This window comes from Halorubrum ruber, assembly GCF_018228765.1.
Lineage (GTDB): Archaea > Halobacteriota > Halobacteria > Halobacteriales > Haloferacaceae > Halorubrum > Halorubrum ruber.
Window position 1 is genome coordinate 1,271,185 of the sequence record NZ_CP073695.1, and the last position, 20,928, is coordinate 1,292,112.

General features: G+C 66.8%; 17 protein-coding genes, 1 tRNA gene and 1 pseudogene. 9 read left to right on the top strand and 10 right to left on the bottom strand.

Going from position 1 to position 20,928, the window contains the following annotated elements; genetic code table 11:
* Positions 1-123 precede the first annotated feature (123 nt).
* The gene (locus J7656_RS06330; RefSeq protein WP_211554409.1) at positions 124-489 is read left to right on the top strand and encodes a cupin domain-containing protein; all 366 of its coding nucleotides are present in this window, start codon (positions 124-126) and stop codon (positions 487-489) included.
* Between the two features lie 3 nt (positions 490-492).
* Here the strand turns inward: J7656_RS06330 and J7656_RS06335 are convergent, their stop codons facing one another.
* Both J7656_RS06335 and J7656_RS06340 read right to left on the bottom strand, forming a co-directional pair.
* Positions 493-831, bottom strand: coding sequence for a hypothetical protein (locus tag J7656_RS06335; protein WP_211554411.1), 339 nt, complete (start codon positions 829-831; stop codon positions 493-495).
* Positions 828-3,248, bottom strand: coding sequence for a penicillin acylase family protein (locus J7656_RS06340; protein WP_211554413.1), 2,421 nt, complete (start codon positions 3,246-3,248; stop codon positions 828-830). The genes J7656_RS06335 and J7656_RS06340 overlap by 4 nt, the downstream gene beginning before the upstream one ends.
* Before the next feature lie 88 nt (positions 3,249-3,336).
* Here J7656_RS06340 and J7656_RS06345 point away from each other — a divergent pair, with 88 nt between their 5' ends.
* Together J7656_RS06345 and J7656_RS06350 are read left to right on the top strand one after the other, a co-directional pair.
* Positions 3,337-4,077: a competence/damage-inducible protein A gene (locus tag J7656_RS06345; protein ID WP_017344454.1), complete on the top strand. Its 741-nt coding sequence runs from the start codon at positions 3,337-3,339 to the stop codon at positions 4,075-4,077.
* 116 nt (positions 4,078-4,193) lie between these two features.
* Positions 4,194-4,550 carry a DsrE family protein gene (locus J7656_RS06350; RefSeq protein ID WP_017344455.1) on the top strand — a complete coding sequence of 119 codons (357 nt, stop codon included), beginning with the start codon at positions 4,194-4,196 and terminating at the stop codon, positions 4,548-4,550.
* Between the two features lie 39 nt (positions 4,551-4,589).
* Here J7656_RS06350 and J7656_RS06355 read toward each other — a convergent pair whose 3' ends face one another.
* The 3 genes and pseudogenes from J7656_RS06355 to J7656_RS15160 form a co-directional block, all read right to left on the bottom strand.
* Positions 4,590-5,309 (bottom strand): SDR family NAD(P)-dependent oxidoreductase, encoded by a 720-nt coding sequence (locus J7656_RS06355; protein ID WP_017344456.1) that lies wholly within the window; start codon positions 5,307-5,309, stop codon positions 4,590-4,592.
* Positions 5,310-5,413: 104 nt separating this feature from the next.
* A complete protein-coding gene (locus tag J7656_RS06360) occupies positions 5,414-6,253 on the bottom strand; it encodes an SDR family NAD(P)-dependent oxidoreductase (protein ID WP_017344457.1) in 840 nt (279 codons plus the stop codon).
* A 90-nt stretch (positions 6,254-6,343) separates the two neighbouring features.
* Positions 6,344-9,048, bottom strand: a pseudogene (locus tag J7656_RS15160) (hypothetical protein).
* 490 nt (positions 9,049-9,538) lie between these two features.
* Between J7656_RS15160 and J7656_RS06370 the strand changes: the two are divergent.
* The 3 genes from J7656_RS06370 (at position 9,539) to J7656_RS06380 (ending at position 14,921) form a co-directional block, all read left to right on the top strand.
* Positions 9,539-10,921: an ATP-binding protein gene (locus J7656_RS06370; protein ID WP_211554415.1), complete on the top strand. Its 1,383-nt coding sequence runs from the start codon at positions 9,539-9,541 to the stop codon at positions 10,919-10,921.
* 197 nt (positions 10,922-11,118) lie between these two features.
* Positions 11,119-12,483, top strand: coding sequence for a restriction endonuclease (locus J7656_RS06375; RefSeq protein ID WP_211554416.1), 1,365 nt, complete (start codon positions 11,119-11,121; stop codon positions 12,481-12,483).
* Between the two features lie 644 nt (positions 12,484-13,127).
* On the top strand, positions 13,128-14,921 hold the full coding sequence (locus J7656_RS06380) for a pentapeptide repeat-containing protein (RefSeq protein ID WP_082224277.1): 1,794 nt from the start codon (positions 13,128-13,130) through the stop codon (positions 14,919-14,921).
* A 213-nt stretch (positions 14,922-15,134) separates the two neighbouring features.
* On the opposite strand, the gene J7656_RS06385 is transcribed toward J7656_RS06380, so the two are convergent.
* Positions 15,135-15,209, bottom strand: a tRNA-Val gene (locus tag J7656_RS06385).
* A gap of 84 nt (positions 15,210-15,293) precedes the next feature.
* Here J7656_RS06385 and J7656_RS06390 point away from each other — a divergent pair.
* The gene (locus tag J7656_RS06390; RefSeq protein WP_211554417.1) at positions 15,294-15,821 is read left to right on the top strand and encodes a hypothetical protein; all 528 of its coding nucleotides are present in this window, start codon (positions 15,294-15,296) and stop codon (positions 15,819-15,821) included.
* A gap of 16 nt (positions 15,822-15,837) precedes the next feature.
* Here J7656_RS06390 and J7656_RS06395 read toward each other — a convergent pair whose 3' ends face one another.
* Together J7656_RS06395 and J7656_RS06400 are read right to left on the bottom strand one after the other, a co-directional pair.
* On the bottom strand, positions 15,838-16,116 hold the full coding sequence (locus tag J7656_RS06395; RefSeq protein ID WP_017344463.1) for a DUF7553 family protein: 279 nt from the start codon (positions 16,114-16,116) through the stop codon (positions 15,838-15,840).
* A gap of 100 nt (positions 16,117-16,216) precedes the next feature.
* Positions 16,217-17,173: an alpha/beta fold hydrolase gene (locus tag J7656_RS06400; RefSeq protein WP_017344464.1), complete on the bottom strand. Its 957-nt coding sequence runs from the start codon at positions 17,171-17,173 to the stop codon at positions 16,217-16,219.
* A gap of 158 nt (positions 17,174-17,331) precedes the next feature.
* Between J7656_RS06400 and J7656_RS06405 the strand changes: the two genes are divergently transcribed.
* Together J7656_RS06405 and J7656_RS06410 are read left to right on the top strand one after the other, a co-directional pair.
* The gene (locus J7656_RS06405; protein ID WP_211554418.1) at positions 17,332-18,867 is read left to right on the top strand and encodes a sulfatase family protein; all 1,536 of its coding nucleotides are present in this window, start codon (positions 17,332-17,334) and stop codon (positions 18,865-18,867) included.
* Complete coding sequence (locus tag J7656_RS06410) at positions 18,867-19,289, top strand: GtrA family protein (RefSeq protein ID WP_017344466.1); 423 nt, start codon at positions 18,867-18,869, stop codon at positions 19,287-19,289. Before J7656_RS06405 ends, J7656_RS06410 begins: the two co-directional genes overlap by 1 nt.
* Positions 19,290-19,314: 25 nt before the next feature.
* Here J7656_RS06410 and J7656_RS06415 read toward each other — a convergent pair whose 3' ends face one another.
* On the bottom strand, positions 19,315-20,016 hold the full coding sequence (locus J7656_RS06415) for a TVP38/TMEM64 family protein (protein ID WP_017344467.1): 702 nt from the start codon (positions 20,014-20,016) through the stop codon (positions 19,315-19,317).
* An 83-nt stretch (positions 20,017-20,099) separates the two neighbouring features.
* Entirely contained in the window at positions 20,100-20,876 is a 777-nt protein-coding gene (locus J7656_RS06420; RefSeq protein WP_017344468.1) for a DUF429 domain-containing protein, read from the bottom strand.
* Between the last annotated feature and the right edge of the window lie 52 nt (positions 20,877-20,928).

Consider the following 20,928-nt stretch of genomic DNA (forward strand, 5'->3'; position numbering starts at 1 on the left):
GAGATGTCCGGACCGTTCCGGAGCGGTATATACTTCCATCGCCATCCCCGTCAGTTGCGGCCGCGGTCGCTCGTACCGGCCCCGGTGGGCAGCGATTTTACCGCTCCGCCGCCGACAGTCGGTATGGAGAAGGTGTCCCTCGCCGAGGCGTTCGACTCGTTCGACGAGACGTGGTCGCCGCGGCTCGCCGGCGAGCTCAACGGGCAGGCGGTGAAGCTCGCGAAGGCGGACGGCGAGTTCGTCTGGCATCAGCACGAAGACGCCGACGAGCTGTTCCTCGTCAACGCGGGGCGGCTCCGGATCGAGTTCCGCGAAGACGACGATGTCGTGCTGGAGGAAGGCGAGTTCGCGATCGTCCCGCGCGGGACCGAACACCTCCCAGTCGCCGAGCCGGAGGCCGAAATCCTCCTCTTCGAGCCGAGCGAGACGCGCAACACGGGCGACGTCGAGACCGACGAGACCGTGACCGATCTGGCACGCCTCGACTAACTCTCACGTCACCACGGCCCGCGCGAGCGACCCGAACAGCGGCAGCGCCAGCCCCGCGCCGACCGTGACGTAGACGACCGGGAACATGTCCGACGCGGGGCCGACCGCCGGCCCGAGCGAGACCGCGAACGCGGCGAGGACGGCGACGCCGGCGAGGAGCGCGTACCCCGCCCCCCGACGCACTGTCGGCGCCGCGAGCGAGGCGAGCGCGCCTGCGGCGATCAGCCCGAGCCAGTGGACCGACGCGAGCGCGACGCCGACCGCGAGCGCACCGGCGAGCGCGACCGCGTGGAGTCGCGGATCCGTCCTGACGCGGCCCGAGAGGGAGGTAGAGTCGCTCATTCCGATTCCTCCGTCGGTTCGAACCGCACCGCCGGCTCGCCGCCGGCGCCGAGCGGCATCGGGCGCTGGTCGTTGTCGAGCCAGCGCCGGAGCTGGTCGTCGTAGTGCTCCGAGAAGTAGTCGCCGGAGTTGCCGCCCGGCAGGACCGCGGTCGCGTCGGTCCCCGGCCGCACGACCATCCGCCAGCTCGACCCGACCGCGGACTCGACGCGGTAGTTCTTCACGGTCGCCGGCGAGCCGTCCGCCGGCAGCTCCTCGTAGTTCAGGAACGGCGCCTCGCCGCCGAGCGGGTGGTTCATCGCCCGCGTGGTGTTGTAGTCGCCGTACGTCTCCCAACCAGCCTCGGCGATCTCGTCCAGCGCGTCCTGAAGGGCCGCAACCGCGAGGGCGCCCCGGGGGCGTCCGTCGAACAGCGGGTCGTCGTCGGGGAGCCGCGCGAGCGTCCAGTCGCTCGGGTAGTACGACTCGCCGAGGTCGGCGTCGGAGAACAGGGGGCCGAAGACGCGCTCGCGAAAGTGCGGCAGGTAGCGGGCGAAGATCAGCGCGGCGCGCGAGTCGCGCCGCATCCGGTAGTCCCACTCGTCGAGGGCGTCGGCGGCGTCGACGAGCGACGCCGCGGGGTCGGGCCGGTCGCGAACGGCGGCGACCAGTTCGGGGACGAGCTCGGCGGCGCGCCCGTCGCGCACGTCGCTCTGGAGCGCGCGGTGGAAGTCGGGGTCGGTCGGGGTTCCGCCGTGGATCCTGTCGTCGAGCCGCTCCGCGATCCGCTCGCCGCGGTACGGCGCCGCGTAGTCGACGCCGACGTAGTGGGTCGGATCGTCGATCGGGCGCTGGTTGGCCGTCGAGAGGACCTCGGGGTCGATCGCGTGCGGCTTCTCTTCGAAGGGGACGAACCCCTCCCACGAGGACTCGCCGAACGGCTCGAACCCCGACCACTCCCCCTCGCCGGCGGAGCCGTCGAAGATCCGGTCGCCGTCGACGACCTCGCCGTCGGTCCGGCGGATCGGCAGCCGCCCGGTCGCGTAGTAGAGCGTCCGGCTGTCGGCGTCCGCGTACACGAGGTTCTGCGTCGGGAGGTCGAAGTCGCGCGTCGCTTCGAGGAGGTCGTCGATCCCCTCGCTGCGCCCGTACGCCTCGATTGCGGTCGTCGTGCGCGTCGCGGTGTGTCCGGTCCACGCCACGCCGACCGTCCGCCCCTCGCGCTCGATCAGGGGGCCGTGAACGGTGCGGCGCACGCGGAGCTCGCGGTCCTCGCCGCCCGCGACCGGAATCGTTTCGCGGCGGTCGACCTCGAACTCGCGCCACTCCCCGTCGTAGCGGTAGCGGTCGCCGGCGTCGTCGATATCGTACCGGTAGCAGTCGAGCACGTCGGCGCCGAGGTTGGTGAACGACCACGCGCCGCGGTCGTTCGCGCCCGCGATGACGAACGGGACGCCGGAGAACGTCGCGCCCCGGACCGACCGCTCGGGCGTCTCGACCGACTGCTCGTACCACAGCGGCGGCGCCTGTAAGGAGAGGTGCGGGTCGTACGCGAGTATCGGCGTTCCGCTCTCGGTGTGCTCGCCCGAGACGACCCAGCTGTTCGAGCCGACGCCCGTCGGCGACTCGAAGCCGGAGAGCCAGTCAGTGAGCGCGGGGTCGACGGGGTCGGCCGAGGCGGACCGCCGCTGGTTCACGGCGCGGGAGCTTTCGGTCGCCGTCGCCTCGGAGAGCCGCGTCTCCGTCCCGTCGAGGATCGGGTACTCGTGGTCGTACCGCGTCGGGAACAGCGTTTCCGCGCGCTCCGCGCCGAGGCGGTCGGCGACGAGCGCGCGCCGCAGCTCGCTGAAGCTCCCGGTGAGCGTCCACGAGATCTGCTTCTCCATCAGCATCGAGTCGACAGGGGTCCACGGCTCCGGCTCGTAGCCGATCAGCTCGAACTCCAGCGGGAGCGGCAGGTCCTCCATCGCCGCGTTGACGCCGTCGGCGAACGCCTCGACGAGCGGGCCGGCGCGCGTCTCGGCGACGACCTCCCAGGTGGCCTCGGCGGCGTCGGCGAACCCCATCGCGACGTTGAACTCGTCGCTGTCCAGCGTCGCCTCCCCGACGACCTCGGAGAGTCGGCCGCGCATGGCGCGGCGCTGGAGGTCCATCGCGAACAGGCGGTCGAACGCCTGGCAGTAGCCGACCGCGAAGTACGCCGCGGGCTCCGCGTCCGCCTCGACCTGCGGGACGCCGAACTCGTCGCGGGCGACCGTGGCCGGCCCGTGCGGGCTCTCGACGGTCTCGGGGAGCGACCGGTCGGCGGCGTCCCACGCCTCGCCCGACAGCGGGCCGAACGAGTCGAGGAGGTCGGCCGCGTCGCTCGCCGCCAGCCCGGCTGTCCCAGCGGCGAGGACGCTCGCGAGGACCGCGCGGCGCGTGGTGTCGCGCGTCACCTCCGGACCGAGGCCGCGGACCCTCATCATTATTCGGGTCTGTTCGGGCGGGAAACGTACATCCGTCGGCCGACCCTACGACGCGTCGATGGAGGTCGCGCTGATCACGGTCGGGGACGAACTGCTCTCGGGCGACACGGTGAACACGAACGCGAACTGGCTCGCCGCGGAGCTGAGCGAGCGCGGCGTCGCTGTGCCGCGTATCCTCTCGATCCCGGACGACAGGGCCGAGATCGCCGACCGGGTCCGGGAGTACGCCGCCGACTTCGACGCCGTGATTGTCACGGGCGGGATCGGCAGCACCCCGGACGACGTGACGATGGAGGCGGTCGCGGACGCGTTCGACCGCGAGATGGCCCCGACCGAGCTCACGCGCGAATCGGTCGAGCGCCGGCTGGCCGCGATCCGCGAGCAGGTGCCCGACCGCGAGTTCGACGTCGACGTCGCGGCGGAGGCGGCGGTCCCCGAGGGGAGCCGCCCGCTGGTGACCGAAGCGGGGCTCGCGCCGGGCTGCGTCGTCGAGAACGCGTACGTCATGCCCGGGATCCCGGACGAGCTGAAGGCGACGTTCGAGACGGTCGCCGACGAGTTCGGAGGCGACCGGCGCTCGCGGTTCCTCTACACCGTCGAGCCGGAGTCGAACATCATCGCCGCCTTAGCGGAGGCGATGGACCGGTTCGACGTCGCCGTCGGCTGCTACCCCGACCGCGAGGCGGACCACAACCGGCTGAAGGTGACCGCGACCGACGACGACGCGCTCGACGGCGCCGCGTCGTGGCTGCTGGAGAACGTCGACGCGAGCGAGACGCCGGTGTCGCGCGACTGGTGAAGGCGGTCCGCCCGGCGCCGCGCGATGCCCGTCCGCTCGCCGTCGTGACCGGTTCGACGATCCAAACACACAGCCGCGGACGGGTTTTCTCCGTCCCCGAACTACGCCGGAGCACGATGGCAAAAGCAGCAATCGTGATCCTCGCCGGCAACGAGTCGCACGCCGACTACGGACGCCTCGCGAACGCCCTCGAAGCGGCGAAGGAGTTCGCGGAGACCGACGGTGACGAGCTGGAGCTGATCTTCGACGGCGCCGGGACGCAGTGGATCCCGGAGCTCGAAGACGAGGAGAGCGACTACCACGAGCTGTACCAGGCGGTCCGCGACGACGCCGCGGTCTGTGACTTCTGTTCGAGCGCGTTCGGCGTCGCGGACGCGGTCGACGACGCCGGGCTGGCCACCCTCGCCGAGTACGACGGCCACCCGAGTATTCGGTCGCTCGTCGACGACGACTACGAAGTCATCACGTTCTGACCGGTGTTTCCGGCCGCCCCACCGCACCCGACCGCGTCGTCAGATGAATTCCGAGGGGTTCGGGCCGTTCGTGACATGAACCTCGAACGGCTGCGTGCCGACGTCGTCCCGCTCGACGAAGTGCCAGTACGTCTCGGCCATCTCGTCGGGGTCGAGGAACGTCTCTGCCTCGCGGTCGGGCTGGCGCTCGCGGGCGTCGGGCGAATCGATCTGGCCGTCGATCACGACGTGCGCGACGTGGACGCCCTCGCCGCCGAACTCCTGGGCGATGTCCATCGCCATCCCGCGGGCGGCGAACTTCGCGGCCGTGAACCCGATCGCGCCGCCGCGGCTCCGCACCGCCGAGGTCGCGCCCGTGAAGATCACCGTGCCGCCGCCGGTTTCGAGCATGTCGTCGACGGCCTCCTGCGAGCAGACGAACGCGCCGCGGCCGTTGACCGCCCACGTCTCCTCGAACGCCTCGACACTCGTGTCCATGAGGCCGGTCCACGACGCGGCGCTCGCGTGGTTGACGAGCACGTCCACCGGCCCGAACGCCTCGTGGACGGTCTCGAACCCCTCCCGAATCGCGTCGACGTCGGTGAGGTCCGTCGTGACCGCGAGCCCCTCGCCCGGGTCGGGGAGGTCGGCCGCGAGCTCCTCGATGTACTCCGTCGAGCGCGCGAACAGGGCCACCCGACACCCCTCCGCCGCGAACTTCCGCGCGAGCGACTCCCCGAGTCCCGGACCGACGCCGGCGACGACTACCGTGCGAGTCATGGCCGAGGTACGGTCCGTCACGTGAAAACCGTCACGCCCCGGACGGCCCCCGCCGGCCGCGTCGGGTTCCGCCCGTTTCGAAGTCGATTCGCCGGACGCGCGGTTCAATCGGCCGCCTGCCCGCCGTCGACCGGGATCGTGTGGCCCGTGATGTACGAGGCGTCCGACGAGCAGAGAAACGCGACCGCGCCGGCGATCTCTTCGGGGTCCGCGATCCGACCCATCGGTACGTCCCGCATCGCGGAGGTGTCGTAGTCGGCCCGGACCGTCCGAATCGCGGTTCGGATCAGCCGCAGCGCGGTTCGGAGACGGTCGCGGAGCGACGGCGTCGAGCCGCCGGGTCTGTCACCGAGCAGCCCAGACTGGATGTTCGTCTTCGTCGGCCCGGGGGCGACCGCGTTGACCCGGATCCCGCGCTCGGCGTGTTCGAGCGCGACCGACTTCGTCAGGCCGACGACGCCGTGTTTGCTCGCCGAGTAGCTGGAGAGCCCGGGCATCCCGACCAGCCCCGCCTCCGACGCGGTGTTGACGATCGCCCCCTCGCCCTGCGATTTCATGACCGGAAGCTCGGCCTTCAGACAGGCCCAGACGCCTTTGAGGTTGACGTCGATGATCCGGTTCCAGCGCGCCTCAGATATCCCCGTCACGTCGACGAAGTCGGTCAGGATGCCGGCGTTGTTGTGCGCGAACTCCAGGCTCCCGTACGTCTCGACCGCGACGTCGACCATGTTCTCGACCGAGTCGGTGTCCGCGACGTCCACCTCGACGAAGGTCGCGTCGCCGCCGGCGTCGCGAATCCGGTCGACGGTCTCTCTCCCCTCGGCCGTCGCGATGTCCGCCGCGACGACGTTCGCGCCCTCCGCCGCGAAGCGACGCGCCGAGGCCCGACCGATCCCCGACCCCGCGCCCGTAACCAGCGCCGTCTTCCCCGCGATTCCGTTCATAGCTTCCCTCGTCGTTCGACGCCGCGGCGCAAAACTCTTCAGGTGCCCCCTCCCCGCCGGGCGATCCGAAGAGGGCGACGAAAGGCCCCGCTACCCGTCCCGGTTGAGCCGTTCCCGGTGGAGTACCTCGCCCTCGGCGAAGACGACGGCGGCCAGTCCCGGCTCCGAGTCGACCGCGACGCTCGTCTCGTCGCCGGCGGTCACCTCGTCGGCGTCGGAGTCCCAGGGGCGCAATCCCTCGGTCGCGGGTTCCACGACCACGTCGAGGCGGTCGGCATCGAGCGCGTCACCGCCGACGTGAGAGAACGTCACGACGCCCCCCTCGCCGTCGTCGGCCGGTTCGTACGCGACCTCGAACGTCGCCTGCGGGGGGATAACGTGTTCCGTCACGGTTCGGGTCTCGTCGCCGGCGGTCCACTCGACGGCGACCGTCGTGCCGGCGGAGAGATCGCCGAGCGACAGCGTCTCGCCGCCGGTCAGTCGGTCCGTCTCGTCGGCGGGCTGCTCCGTCGCGGGCTCGCCGTCGATCAGCACTCGGAAGGCGTCGGCGTCGCGGCGAACCTCGCCGACGTAGCGGAGCGTGACCCCCGATCCCTCGCCGCCTCCGTCCCCGTCGTTAACGACGAATCCGCGGCGGGGCGCCGCCGAGAAGTAGCCGACGGAACTGGTCGCCGATCCGTTCTCGAACTCGGTGTGGACGCTGACGACGACGGTGTCGTCGAGCCCGACGTCGTCGACCGTGACCGTGTCCCCCGACGTGAGCTCGTCGTGTTCGGCCGCGAACGCCGACTCCCGACCGCGCTCTCGCCCGCCCAGTTCGCCAGCGCCGTTCACCGACACGCGCAGCCGATCGGGGTCGGCGGGCTGTTCGCCGACGTACTCGACCGTCATGGCCTCGGAGTCGGCGTCGTAGGTCGCCGCGACCGCGTCGCGTGCCGTGGTCGTGCCGCCGAGGTGGTGTTCGCGGTCGCCGCCGGTCCACACGAGTCTGACCCGCGACAGCGGCGGCACCGGAGCGGCAAAGGAGTCGTCCGGACCGAACTCGTCGAGCTCGTCCCCGGGCTGGACGTCGGCCGGGCTGCGACCGACCTGGAGCTCCAACTCCGACGCGGGAAGCGTCCGGCCGCTCCGGTGCTGGACCGTGATCTCGCCGGCGTCCGGGTCGTACTCGATCGACGCGCGCGTGTTCGGAACGACCTCGTGGTCGGCGATGACGACCGGCTCGTCCGGCTCCCGCCACTCGACGGTGAGGGTCTTCCCCAGCGGAAGCTCGCCGAGAACCAGTTCCTCGCCGCCCGAGAGGGTGTCGTGCTCGTCTGCGAACTGCGCGTCGGTCGGCTCTCCGTCGAGCAGGGTCACGAACGCGTCAGCGGGTCGCGGCTTCTCTCCGTCGTACCCGACCGTGGTCCCGCCCTCGCCGTGCGAGTGGACCCAAACGCGCGGGGGCTGGCGCGGTAATAGATGAGCGAGTCGCCGCCCGACGGTTGCTCGACGTCGAACTCCAGCTGTACGCTGTCGCCGATCGACACGTCGTCGACGGTGACCGCGTCGCCGGGGGTGAGCGTTCCGTCGGTGAACTCCTCCCCGGCTGTTTGGACCCCTCTCTCGCCGCGGTGGACCAGCCGAAGGTCGCTCGCGTCGGCGGAGCGTTCGGCCTCGTAGGCGAGTTCCAACGTCTCGTCGCTCATGTCGTAGTCGACGGCGAACGCCTCGCGGTCGACCTGTTCGCTGGCGTACGTGTCGTAGACGTTCGCGTCCGGGTCGAACCATCGCAGCGTGACGGTTGCGATCAGTCCGGTCTCGACGGTGATCTCGTCGCCCGCGGTGAACTCCTTCCCGTCGAGGACCGTGTCGCTCACCTCCTCGCCGTCGTGCCAGACCTCCAGCTCGTCGGCCGGCACGGCCTCGCCTTCGACGTGTTCGAACGTCACGGTTCCGGCGGCCCGGTCGAACTCCGACATGACTCGGGCGTCCGGCGACGCCTCACGGTCGAGTTCCGGCGGGGCCTCGACGACGGCGTCGACGAGCACGACGCCGTCGGAACGCGTGATGTCCATTTCGACGGGGTCTGCGGGGTCGACCGTACGCACGAGTCGCCTGACGGTCCCGTCGTCGAGTTCGTCGGGAGCCGCGGCCGGACGGACCACGTACGCGTTCTCCGCCGTGCCGTCGATGTCTCGGAGGTCGTTCGGGTCGGTCTCGAAGCCGGCGGCGAACGCGTCCACGTCGTCGGGGACCGACAGCGGAAACGGACCGCCGGCGGCGTCCGGAACCAAAAGCACCGTTTCGAATCCACCGAGCTTGGGGAGGGCGGCCTCGCCCAGCGGCGATTCCGCGAAACGGTCGGCCTCGTCGGCGGCGGCCTGGCCGGCAACGCGAGCCGCTTCGATCCGTCGGTCCCTCACCTCGTCTTCCGACGGCGCAGAACCACTGCGAGGGCTCGGCGAGTACCCACCGCCGGTCGCGGCGGCCGCCACGCCGTCGCCGGTGACGAGCGCGGTCTCATTGTCGTCGGCGAGCCGCCAGCCCGCGGGGAGTTCGTCCGTCGTCTCGGCCTCCGCCGGGATGTCGTCGTCCGACTCTCCGTCTCCCTCGCCGACAGCGATCGTCTCGCCGCGGTCGGAGCGGTCGAAACCGCCGGCCGCCGTCTCTAACCGGACCCCGCGTTCGGAGGGAGTGACCGCGACGGTCGCAGCCAACTCCTCGGCGTCGACGTCGAGCCGCTCGGCCGTGGAACGGGCGCGGTAGCTCAGATCCGCTTCCGCGTCGGCGTCGACGCGGTCCGCAATCAGCATCGTATACGTCGCTGACAGCGCGTCCCCCGTCGGCAGCGGGAGGAACGCGTCGGCGAACGGGGCCGAAATATCGACGTCGAGGTCTCTCGGACGGCCTGCGGCAGTCGCGTCGGTTTCGGGGGCGAGAACACCTGTCAGCGCTGCGAGCGTCAGGGCGCTTCCCCCGAGGAAGCGCCGACGGGAGGGTCGTACCATACGCACCGATCTCGACGATGTATATAAAAACGGTCGATAATACAAATCGTCGTTGTAGTGTCCGTGAGCGTCCCGAAACGATTGAAGCGAAAGCGCGAGAGGCGCTCAAACACGATGACCCGAGGACGGATTGTGATGTCACGGTTCGCGCTCACAACCGGGATTACGACTCGGATCGGAGCGTGAAGAATCACCTCATCAGAACTGGTGAGGGATGACGTTATGAAATCACAATTTCTGAAATTGCGATTTCCAAAATCGGGAGTTCTATCTGCGTGGAGCGAGGAGTAACAGTATGGAACGATTCGTTGATCGGGACGCCGAACTCGATCAACTCACGGCCTGTTACGACTCCGAGACGGCGGACCTCGTCGTGATCTACGGGCGTCGTCGTCTCGGGAAAAGCGAGCTCGTCCGCCAGTCGATCGCCGATCGGGACGACGCGGTGTACTACCAGGCGGTCGAGTCCACGGCGCAGAACCAGTGTGAGCAGTTCGTCGAGACCGTCACTGCGCAGTTCCCGTCGCTACGAAACGTTCGCCGTGACTGGGAGGTGCTTCTCGAAGCACTGGGGACAGAAGACGCCGTCGTCGTAATCGACGAGTTCCCGTTCCTCATCGACGAGGACGAATCACTCCCGTCGCGGATCCAACGCGTCTGGGACACGGAGCTACAGGACACCGGAATGACGCTCGTGCTCGTCGGGTCGTCGATCAGCGTCATGGAAGACAAGGTGCTCTCCGGAAGCGCACCGTTGTACGGGCGGCGAACGGCGACGATCGACCTCGAACCGCTCTCGGTCGGGGACGCCCGCGAGTTCTTCCCGGCGTATGACCCGGAGACTGCGATCGCCGTGTGGTCGATTTACGGGGGTACGCCGTACTACCTCCAGACGATCGACCCCGACCAACCGTTAGGAACGAATGTCCAGCAGGCGATCCTGTCGGAGCGCGGGCTCCTGTACTCCGAGCCCGAGTTCCTGCTCCGGACCGAGCTCCGGCAACCGAACACGTACTTCAGCATCCTCCGAGCGCTCGCACACGGCCGTCGAACGCCGAACGAAATCGCGGGCATGGCCGGCGTCGAGTCGGGGTCGCTCAGCACGTACCTCCAGAAGCTCCGTCGCCTCCGCCTCGTCGAACGCCACATCCCCGTGACGGCGTCGCCGACGTCGTCGAACCGCGGGCGGTATCGCATCGGTGCGCCGCTGTTCCGGTTCTGGTTCCGGTTCGTGTACGGGAACCAAGACCAGCTCCGCTTGCTCGGCGACGACGCGTACGACGAACTCGTGGCACCGGAGCTCGCGGATTACGTGAGTCCGTTGTTCGAACGCCTCTGTCAGCGGTCGCTCCCCGCTCTCGTCGATCGACAGTTCACGGACCTCGGGCAGTGGTGGTTCAAGGAACACGAGTTAGACGTGCTCGGGCTCACTGGCGAGGGACTCGTCGCGGGCGAGTGTAAGTTCACCTCGCGCCCCGTGAGCGAAGGCGTCCTCGCGGACCTCGAACGGACGGCATCGGAAGTACGGTGGGCGGCGGAACCGGCAGACGGGACGTCGCTGTACGTCTTGTTCAGCCGCTCCGGATTCACCGACGACCTCGAACGCGCCGCCGACGCCCGCGACGACGTCCGCCTCTTCGACGTGCCGGACGTGATCGCTACTGAAGGGAACCCGTGAACGCTCGTCTCTGCCCGTTCACAATTTTAGCACACTCAGACGGCCGATCGATGAGGCGATTGTAGCGCTTTCGGACCTACGTCGAGTGCGGCCACAAGGCGCGAGTCCTGGTGAGGAATCTCGTGAACCGTCGCCGCTTAGTTTGAGAGTTTCAATAGAGCCTTTAGCGAGCGGCTGACATGTGATGAGTACGCGCAATGCCTGTCCTCGATGACCTCTCCGGATTCGAGTTCGAGGACGTGATGGAGGACGTGTTCCGGAATCTCGGGTACGAAAACGTGCGGCAGGCTGAGCGGACGGCTGACGAAGGACGCGACATCCTGATGGAAGAGGTAGTTGATGGGACGCGGCGCGGCGTCGTCGTCGAGTGTAAGCACACGGATACCGTCGGGCGGCCGGTCGTCCAGAAGCTCCACTCGGCGATTGCGACGTTCGAGTTCGACGGGCCGAAACGGGGAATGGTGGCGACAACCGGTCGGTTCACCGGCCCGGCCGTTGAGTACGCCGACCGGTTGCGGCGGAACGACGACCCGTATCCGATCGAACTGATCGATGGCGAGGACCTGCGTGAGATCGCCGACGAGATCGGGCTTGACCTCTACAACGGTCGAATCGAAATCCTGTGCGACGAAACCCTTCGACCGTACGACCCGGCGACGTCGGTGGCGGCACCCGTCGAGGAAGCGTTCCAAGACATCGACAACATCGAATCGGCGGACCTCCCCGAACCGCATACCACCGTCACGTTCCGACCGGTCGTCACTGTGACCGCGGACACGAACGCGGTGTTCGAGACCTCTGTCGGCGTGATTCACCGAGTCAACGACCGGTCTCGGTTCGTTGTCCACGCCGAACGCGGCCGCCCGGAGACCGCGACTCGTGACGTCTCGAACCTCGTGATAGAGAACCTCGACGCGACCGTCGAGCTCGACGCGGACCGGTTCGACGATCCGTTCGACGCGGTCGAGGAGCGACGGTTCGGGCAAACGCAGACCGAGTACAAAGACTGGGCTGTCGACCGGCTCCGGGACCACCACACGACCACCGTCTCCTACACCGGAGACAACAACGTCACGTACACGAAAACGTGCGAGCCGAAGCGGTCCGACATCTCGGTCCAATCGATTGAGCCGGTGTACCTCCCACAGGTCCGGCACACGACCGACCTGGGAGAATACGCGTATCCGTACGAGTACTTCGCGGCGGGACCGTCGCGCGTGACGAGCGAGGACGGGGTTCACCGGTGTGTCCACTGCGACACGGCAGGGACCGACGCGGCCTACACGTACTGTGCGAACTGCGGGAGCATTAACTGCGACTCGCACATCAAAACAGAGCGTCTAGAGGATACTCCCGTCTGTACCGGGTGCGCGGTGACCGAGCGCTTCGCGTTCAAAACGAAGTACTTCTACGACGCGGAGAATCGGGACGCGTTCCGCGAGGAGTACGAATCGATGGCGTTCTACGAGAAGGCGATGGAGAACACGCCGCTCGCCGCGGGTGCGGTCTGCGTCGTCGTCCTCGTCTTGCTCGGAGTGCTTCTCAGTATCGGCGGTCTCTGACGGATTCTCCTGCCGCGTTCGCCTTCGCGGAAACCAGTGCCGGACGGTGGGATCCCTTCCGGGTGAACGTTCTGACCGGCGCGCGTGGAGGTCCGCGACCCTTCCAGACACCTGTCCGTTGATCCGAGTCATATCGTCGGATTCCCGGACGGAGGCGACCAGCATACGGCGACCGGTTGAGTTAGGAAGTTCCCGGCCTAAAAACAGGATCTAAAAACTGCGATTCGGGCGCCAGAAAGTCTGATGAAAGTGAAATCGCACGGTTACAGCTCGTGCGTACTACGTAGGGGGTGGGGGCGGATTCGAACCACTGTCCTGATCGGCTTCGTGCGGTTTTATTCCCTCTGGGGCGCACCGCAACGCACAATGCTTCACGCTAGAGCGTCGTCAGCGAGGGTAGACCGCTGACCCGCGCAACTGCCGGGGATCCAACAATCGCACGGAGGTTACCCCCGGAAGAAGCGGTCGACCGGTACGACGCAAGTCAGTGAGAACCGGTAATCGGCTGTTTGGGATTATGGTATGACTGTCGGGCGTATCGAGTCAAACTGTGCTGATAGAATTTGTATAGAGAACTTGCTGTGAGCTAATGCGGTTCAATAAACTGATTAGATTCAATACGTGTCGTCACACAAAGATATCTCATGGGAATCTGCGAAGACGCGCCCGAGGAGTACTGCGGGCATGTTCTGAAACCGGAGGATGTTGGACTTGATGAGAAAGCAAGTGACAAGTGGCAAAAAGACGCGCATAACGCTGTTTGTCTCCGTGAACCGAAGTACAACGGACTATGCGTTTGGCACGCCGATAAAAAACAAAAGAGTATACAGGAACTGATTGAGGCAAAACAAACATCTGAAGATGTATGCTGGGACGCGGAGTGCGTGAAAGAACACCTTGGTGGGGCTATCTTACGCGGGATTAGGTTCCCTGATGGGTTCTCATTCCGTGACTGTATTCTCTCGTTTGCTGACTTTTCTCGTACTACTCTAAGGCAAGCAAAATTTGGTAGTAGCTATCTGTATAAAGCTGATTTTCGCAATGCTGACCTCCGGGGTGTCGATTTTTTTAATGCCTCCCTCATAAGTGCTGAATTCCCGAAGGTCTACTTGCATGAAGCCAAGTTTATCGATGCTGACCTCTCCAGGGCCACGTTTTCAGACAGTTACCTCACCAAAGCCGACTTTTGTATGGCCGACCTCCCCCAAGCTAAGTTTCAGAATGTTCATCTCCGCAAAGCCTTTTTCCGCAAGGCTAACCTCCCCCAAGCCGAGTTTCATAATTCGTATCTCCGCAAATCCGACTTCTCTGACGCTGATCTATCTAAAACTGTATTTTGCGATGGATACTGTTGCTCTGCTGACTTCTCCAATGCTATCATCCGAAAAGCTGAATTTTCTTCGAGCAATCTCAAAGAAACAAACTTTTCTCGATCTGAAATATCCGGCACACAGTTTGTTAACGTCAACCTCAAACAGGCTGAATTTCCTCGTGCCAACCTCGAAGAATCTGCGTTTGTAGAAACAAATCTTCGCGAAATTAATCTCACGGAAGCGAACTTACGGGAAGCAGAGTTCTCGGATGCGGATCTACGAAATGCCACATTTAGACCTGCGTTCGCAAGGACGCTCACATCGGAAGATGACATTCCAACCGACCCACTTGGTGCCTCACTTGAAGCCGCAGATCTCACCGGTGGGACAGACCTACGTGGCGCGAATCTCTCCGGAGCGCGGCTCTACCAAGTAAATCTCAGTGATGTTCGTATTAACAATAGAACTCAGTTCGGGATTGACGAGGAAGCCGGTGGCATGCGTGAGATATGTCGGTATGAGTACGACCCAAATACAGGAGTATATATAAACGAAGATATGCCTCATCTTCGGGCCGCTGCGTGGACGTATCGTCGTCTGGAGTCGCTATTTGAAGAGTACGCGATGAACGAACGTGCTCGGAACGCACACATCCGAAGGCAGGAGGCACAGAGAGCGTATCAAAAAGAACGATTAAAAAATAGTGATCGGATTGAAGGAAGCAACTTCCTCTCTAGTTTGTGGCTCAAATCGTTCGGACAGTACACTGTCGGAACGCTAAACTGGAACCTCCACCGTCATGGTGAAAGTTTGCGAAGACTGCTCGGCATGTCGGGGTTGCTGATTTTCTTATGTGGAATTGTCTACTCTAGTGCCGGTATCGCACGGAGTAATCCCGAGACGACGTACCGTGTTACCCTGACCGACCTCACAAATCCAGGCGCGATGTTAGTCGACCTACTCAACGGCTGGTACTTCAGCGTTATCACATTCTCAACGATAGGATATGGAGATTTCTACCCGATGAGTCCATTGTCACGCCTACTAGTTGGCGTTGAATCGCTTACTGGAGCGTTATTTATCGCTTTGTTCGTGTTCGTTCTCGGACGTCGTGTGGCGAGGTGAAACTTCTTTTATATCTGGTTGGATTAATAATGGTATCGCGCGTATTGATTAGAAACACCGCTCGGTACTTCTACAATCGCGGCGAATCCCCCATGTTAACCGGTAGATGACGGCGCTACGAATGCGCCGAGGGCAGACAACTCGAAGAAAATTGTCCTCGAAATCGCAGTACGTGGCGGAGGGTGTTTCCTTCACAAAACCACGCAGCGCGTATGGGTTGGGGCGGATTCGAACCGCCGACCTGCTCCGTGTGAAGGAGCCGTCATAACCTGGCTAGACCACCAACCCGCTCGTGTCGAGGTATCCGACCTCCGGACTTAAGAGTTACCTTCCGCCGAATAGTTCATGCCGCACCCGCCCGATTCACCCCCCGTGACCCACGAACTCCGCTTCCTCGAACGCCTCCGGCAGGGCGTCGCGAGCCTCCTCCACGCGCCGCTGTCGCTCGTCGGCCTCTACGCCGAGCGCGAGACACCTCGCGAGCAGTACGCGTTCACGCTTCATGAACCGTATCCGATCGTCGAGGCGCAGCTCCACCGGCTCGGGTTCGTTCGCAACCTCGTCTCCTCACTCAAGTACCGCGACTACGAGACGCCCCCGGAGACGACCGTCGCGAGCTGGGTCCGGTACCCCGAGGGCGCGCTCGCGAGCGACCACCAGCTCCACCTCGCGCTGTACGCCGGCGCCGACCGCTCGACGACCGACGTGTACGCCCACTGGGAGCCGTCGTGGATCCGCCACCCGATCCGGCACTACCGCGCGACCGACGTCGACGCGCAGGAGGGTATCGAGCGGACGCGGTCCCTGTTCGAGGAAGCGGGCATCGAGTACGCGGTGCTGCCGGCCGAAGAGCGGATCGGCGGCGACGCGGCCGCGACGACCGGACCGCCGCTCCAATAAGGAGTCCGCGGCGTGGCTACTCCGCGGCGGCGTCCTTGCCGCGGTACTCGGCGACGCGCTTCCGGGCGGACGCGATCGCCTCGCGCGCCTCGCCCTCTGCGCGCTCTTCGAGCTCTTTGAGATCGGCTTGGAGCTTGTCCAGCCGCGAGGCCTCCGGCTCCGGCTCCTCGTCTTCCCGCCCGACGAGCTCCTTCACGCGGGCTTCGACCGGCTCTAACTCCTCGACGACGCCCGCCTTCGCGTGTTCCGCCGCTCGACCGAGGTAGTACCGCGCGTCTTCGAAGTGTTTGCTCATATCTGTCCTTTGGACGAGGGCAGATATAACCTTTGTGGCGGTGCGACGAGGACAGTATTCGAAACGGCCGGCCGCAGGTGCTCTCCTCGGGACCGCCACCTCACTCACGCGCGCCCGGCGGTAACGGGTCGGCGTGGTCCGCGATCGCCTGGGCGACGCGGTGCGGGTGTTCGTGGACGACCCAGTGCGTCGCGTCGTCGATCGCGAGCAGCCGGCCGTCGACGCAGTGCTCGACGCTCTCGTTGGCCAGCCGGCGCGCGAGGAACCGGTCGTTCGCGCCCCAGATCAGGAGCGTCGGCACCGATACCTCCGTCTTCGGCGGCTCGGGGCGGTCGCGGACGATCGCGCGGTACCAGTTCACCATCGCCTCGAAGGCGCCGTCGCGGTTCCACGCCCGTCGGTACCGCCGCAGGTCCTCGTCGGTGAAGGTGCCGGGCGCGCTCGTGTCGCGTAACGCGTTCGTCGCGAGCCGCCAGTTTCCGGCGCTCGCCACCGCCTCGGGCAGCTTCGGCAGCTGGAACGCGAGCATGTACCAGCTCTTGAACCGCTGGTCCCACGAGGTGCGGAGCGCGCGCTCGAAGACGGTCGGGTGCGGGACGTTGATCGCGACCAGCTCCGAGACGCGGTCCTCGTGGGCGAGCGCGAGCCACCACGCCACCGCGGCGCCCCAGTCGTGGCCGGCGATGGCGGCCGTCTCCCGGTCGTAGGCGTCGATCAGCCCGACCACGTCGCGTGCGAGTTCGCCGATCCGGTAGTCGCGCACCGCCGGCGGCTTCGCGGAGAGATTGTACCCGCGCTGGTCGGGGATGACGACGCGGTAGCCCGCGTTCGCGAGCGGCGCGATCGCGTCGTTCCAGCCGTACCAGAACTCCGGGAAGCCGTGGAGCAGGACCAGGAGCTTCCCGTCCTCGGGGCCGGCCTCGACGACGTGGAGCGGCACCCCGTTCGTCTCTATCGCGCGGGACCGGCCCGATACCGACTCCGGAACCTCGTCGTCGGGGACCGGTTCCGGCAGCACCGCCTCGTCGACCGGCCGGCCGGTGGGCGTCTCGTCCATACCGATCCCGTGCGTCGGCACCGTCAAATAGGTACGCTCGCCCAGGATGTGGGGGATCGAAATCCTCAAGCGGCTGGCAACCGCCATTCCGAGTATATTCGCGAATCCCAAAGTTCGCCCGCGGTGAGCGCGTTCTCCCGGGATTCGCACCGTACCCTATGACATCCGATTCGTCGACCCCTTCAGCCGCGGACGCGCCGAGCGACGACGCGACCGTCTCGAACGTCGTCCTCGTCACGGTGGACTCGCTGCGCGTGGACGCCGTCTCCCCGTACGACGACGACCGCCGCTCGCCGGTCATCGACGGGCTCGCAAACGGCGGGACCGTGTTCGACCGCGCGTTCGCGACGGGCAACTGGACTCCCTTCTCGTTCCCGTCGATCCTCGCGTCGGAGCCCGTCTTCGCCCGGTCGGGCGACATCGGCGTCGACGAGTCGGTGACGCTCGCGGAGGCGCTCTCCGAGGCCGGGATCGCGACCGGCGGGTTCAACGCCGCGAACGGCTTCCTCACCGACCACTGGGGGTACCCCGACGGGTTCGACGAGTTCGAGCCGTTCGTCACGAGCGTCGGCTCCAGCCGCTACAGCCGGTACCTCGCCGCCCACCCGACGGTCGAGGCGTGGATCCAGCTCGCGTCCTCCCCGATCCGCCGGCTCGGGTCGAGGCTCCGCGGCGAGAGCGACGACCGCCCGTTCCTCGACGCCTCGCGCATGTTCGACGTCGAGGACGCCGCGACCGGGTTCGTCGACGACACGGACGAGCCGTTCTTCCTGTGGGTCCACTACATGGACACCCACACCCCGTACGTCCCCGCGCCCCGGTACATCCGCGAGGTGTCGGACGGCATCGTCGGCACCCACCAGATGCTCCACGCGCACGCCCGGACGAGCCTCGGACTCGAAGTGGGCGAGCGGACCCTCCGCGAGCTCCGGACCCTGTATCAGGCGACGGTACGGCAGGTCGACGCCAGCATCGGCCGCCTGCTCGACAGTCTGGAGGGCGCGGGCGTCGCCGACGACACCGCGGTGCTGCTCGCTGGCGACCACGGCGAGGAGTTCCAAGAGCACGGCCACCTCGCCCACTACCCGAAGCTGTACGACGAGCTGATCCACGTCCCGCTCGTGGCCGACGTCCCCGGGCTCGACGGCGGCCGCGTCGACGGCCACGTCGGGCTCGACGCCATTCCGCCCACGGCCGCCGACCTCCTCGGCGTCGACCCCGCCCCCGAGTGGCACGGCGAGTCGCTCGTGCCGGCGCTGGGCGGCGACGACGCTCCGTCCGAAGCCGGAGAGGCAGACGCCGATGCCGACGGGCCGGACGTCCCCGACGACCCCGTCGTCTCGGTGACCGTCCGCGGCGAGGAGGTGACCCAGCAGCCGATCCCGCGGGCGCTGTCCGACGGCGACCTGTTCGTCAGCGCGCGCGACGACGACTGGACGTACATCGAGAACGTCGACGCCGGCGAGCGGGAGCTGTACCACCGCCCCTCGGACCCGACCCAACAGGAGAACCTCGCGGTCGACCCGAACGAGGAGGAACAGGCGGTTATCGACCGGTTCGTGCCGGTCGTCGACACCCACGCGGAGCTGCTCCGCGAGCGCGGGGCGGCAGCGGAAGCGGCCGCGGCCGAGCGCGGCGAGGAGGAGGTCGACGAAGACCTCGAAGCTCGCCTCGAAGCGCTCGGGTATAAGTGATGATTCGATCGGTCCTGCGCAACCTCGTGAGCGGACCGCTCGCGGTCCAGATGCGTCGGTTCGTGGTCGTCGGTGCGATCACCGCGGGGATACAGATGGGCCTGTTGTGGCTGTTCGACAACGTCGCCGGGCTGAATTATCTGCTCGCCGCGACGATCGCCATCGAGATCACGATCGTCCTCTCGTACGTCCTCAACAATGCGTGGACGTTTCGGGCGAGTCAGAACACCGGCCTGTCCGCGTACCTCGGCGGACTGCTCAAGACGAACCTGGTTCGCGGGACCGCGTGGCCGATACAGATCGGCGTCCTCTACGCGCTCGTCGAGTGGGGCGGGATGACCGCGCTCGTCGCGAACGTCCCCGCGATCCTCATCAGCGGGCTGTACCGCTTCGCGCTCGACTCGCAGTGGACGTGGGGGTGATATCCGCCTCGCCGCGTCGAGTCCCTCAGAACGGGAGCCGCGGCTCGACGCGCTCGACGAGGTCGCGGACCGCCTCCTGCTTGTAGTAGCCGACGGCGGACGCGGCCACGACGAGCGCCACGAGCGCCATCGCCGAGAGGAACCGGCCGCTCGCGAGTTCGCCGCCAGCGTACACCGTCAGCACATACGCCGGAAGGCGGCCGACGGCGATGACGCCGATGAAGGTGGGGAGCGACCACTTGGTGAGCCCGCTCAAAAAGCAGATGGCGTCGTCGGGAAGCCCGGGGATGATGACGAACGCGAACAGCCCGGGAATTCCCACGGTGTCGACGAACCCGTCGAACCGCTCGATCACGTCCTCGTGGATGACGTTCTCGACGAAGGAGCGACCGTACCGCTTCGACAGCGAGAAGGCCACCGCGCTGCCGATGAGCACGCCGGTGAGGCTGTACACGGTGCCCCAGAGCGAGCCGAAAAGGTAGCCCGCGACGAGGGCGACGACCTGTCCCGGAATCGGAGCGACGATGACCTGGAGGGCCTGGATGCCGATGAACACGATGGGGGCGAAGATACCGAACTGGTCGAGCCACGTCCGGAGGGCCTCGGCGTCGGTGATGAAGCCCGCGTAGCGGCTCACGAGGACGTAGAGCCCGACCGCGAGGACCGCGACGCCGACCACGGCGGCGATCCCCCGCCGGCGGTCCGCCCGCGAGGAGAAGAGTTTCATTCGTGTCGTAGCGGGTGACAGAGGGTCTTGAAGCTTACCAACGGGTCGACCGTTCCGAGACGGACGCGGGGCTAGGAAGCGTCTCAATCCAGCCGCTCCGCGCTCCAATACGCCATCCGCATCGGAATCCGCTCGCCGTCGCGGTAGTCGGCGCCCTCGGGCAGGAACCGGAGCTCGTCGAGCGGACGGGACGCGACGGCCGCCAGCGCGAGCGCGTCGACCGCGTCGTCGACGGTCGGGTCCGCGGCGTTCACGATGTCGGCCGGCGCCCCGGCGAGTTCCCGGCAGACCCGGCCGAGCGCCGCGTTCGGATCGTCGAGGTGGCCGTCGAGCGCGTCGAGCCGCTCGCCCACGCCAGGCGCGCCGGTCTTCGAGTGGTCGAGCGGGCGGCCCGCGAGCCCGCGGAAGCACACCTCCGGGTGCGCCTCCAGAATGCGGTCGCGCGCCGCTTCGTCCTCGCGGAGGAATTCGTCGACCTCGCCGACCGCCGGCGCGATGTGGTACGACTGCCGGCTGAGCCCCTTGTCGAGGTCGGCGCGGTTCCGCTCGTTCACCGTCTCGTAGTCCGCGCCCTCCTTCGCCGCCTCGCACGCGCTCCGCGACGGGACGGGAAACACGCTGCTCGGGCGCTCGGCGGCCGACCGCGCGGCGGAGTCGACCGCCTCGCGGGCCGCCAGCGTCTCCGCGTCGTCGGGGAGGCCGATCGGCACGTCGACGAGGATCCGGTCGAAGTCGCGCTCGGTCCACAGCGATTCGAGATCGCGTTCGAGGCGGGGCTTCGGTTCGTCGTCGCCGTCGATGACGACCGCGAGCCACGCGCCGCCCGCCCAGTCGACGCCCGCGACGGTGTCGGTTGGCATCGCTGATCGGTGCGGGCTCCGGGCACTCAATCGGTTCGGTGCGTCGGAAAAC

What these genes read in the sequence shown, in the direction of transcription:
- J7656_RS06375 (WP_211554416.1), top strand. Translation starts at nt 11,119, where the DNA reads ATGCCTGTCCTCGATGACCTCTCCGGATTCGAGTTCGAGGACGTGATG.
- J7656_RS06415 (WP_017344467.1), bottom strand. Translation starts at nt 20,016, where the DNA reads ATGAAACTCTTCTCCTCGCGGGCGGACCGCCGGCGGGGGATCGCCGCC.
- J7656_RS06335 (WP_211554411.1), bottom strand. Translation starts at nt 831, where the DNA reads ATGAGCGACTCTACCTCCCTCTCGGGCCGCGTCAGGACGGATCCGCGA.
- J7656_RS06380 (WP_082224277.1), top strand. Translation starts at nt 13,128, where the DNA reads ATGGGAATCTGCGAAGACGCGCCCGAGGAGTACTGCGGGCATGTTCTG.
- J7656_RS06355 (WP_017344456.1), bottom strand. Translation starts at nt 5,309, where the DNA reads ATGACTCGCACGGTAGTCGTCGCCGGCGTCGGTCCGGGACTCGGGGAG.
- J7656_RS06400 (WP_017344464.1), bottom strand. Translation starts at nt 17,173, where the DNA reads ATGGACGAGACGCCCACCGGCCGGCCGGTCGACGAGGCGGTGCTGCCG.
- J7656_RS06420 (WP_017344468.1), bottom strand. Translation starts at nt 20,876, where the DNA reads ATGCCAACCGACACCGTCGCGGGCGTCGACTGGGCGGGCGGCGCGTGG.
- J7656_RS06350 (WP_017344455.1), top strand. Translation starts at nt 4,194, where the DNA reads ATGGCAAAAGCAGCAATCGTGATCCTCGCCGGCAACGAGTCGCACGCC.
- J7656_RS06405 (WP_211554418.1), top strand. Translation starts at nt 17,332, where the DNA reads ATGACATCCGATTCGTCGACCCCTTCAGCCGCGGACGCGCCGAGCGAC.
- J7656_RS06410 (WP_017344466.1), top strand. Translation starts at nt 18,867, where the DNA reads ATGATTCGATCGGTCCTGCGCAACCTCGTGAGCGGACCGCTCGCGGTC.
- J7656_RS06360 (WP_017344457.1), bottom strand. Translation starts at nt 6,253, where the DNA reads ATGAACGGAATCGCGGGGAAGACGGCGCTGGTTACGGGCGCGGGGTCG.
- J7656_RS06395 (WP_017344463.1), bottom strand. Translation starts at nt 16,116, where the DNA reads ATGAGCAAACACTTCGAAGACGCGCGGTACTACCTCGGTCGAGCGGCG.
- J7656_RS06370 (WP_211554415.1), top strand. Translation starts at nt 9,539, where the DNA reads ATGGAACGATTCGTTGATCGGGACGCCGAACTCGATCAACTCACGGCC.
- J7656_RS06345 (WP_017344454.1), top strand. Translation starts at nt 3,337, where the DNA reads ATGGAGGTCGCGCTGATCACGGTCGGGGACGAACTGCTCTCGGGCGAC.
- J7656_RS06330 (WP_211554409.1), top strand. Translation starts at nt 124, where the DNA reads ATGGAGAAGGTGTCCCTCGCCGAGGCGTTCGACTCGTTCGACGAGACG.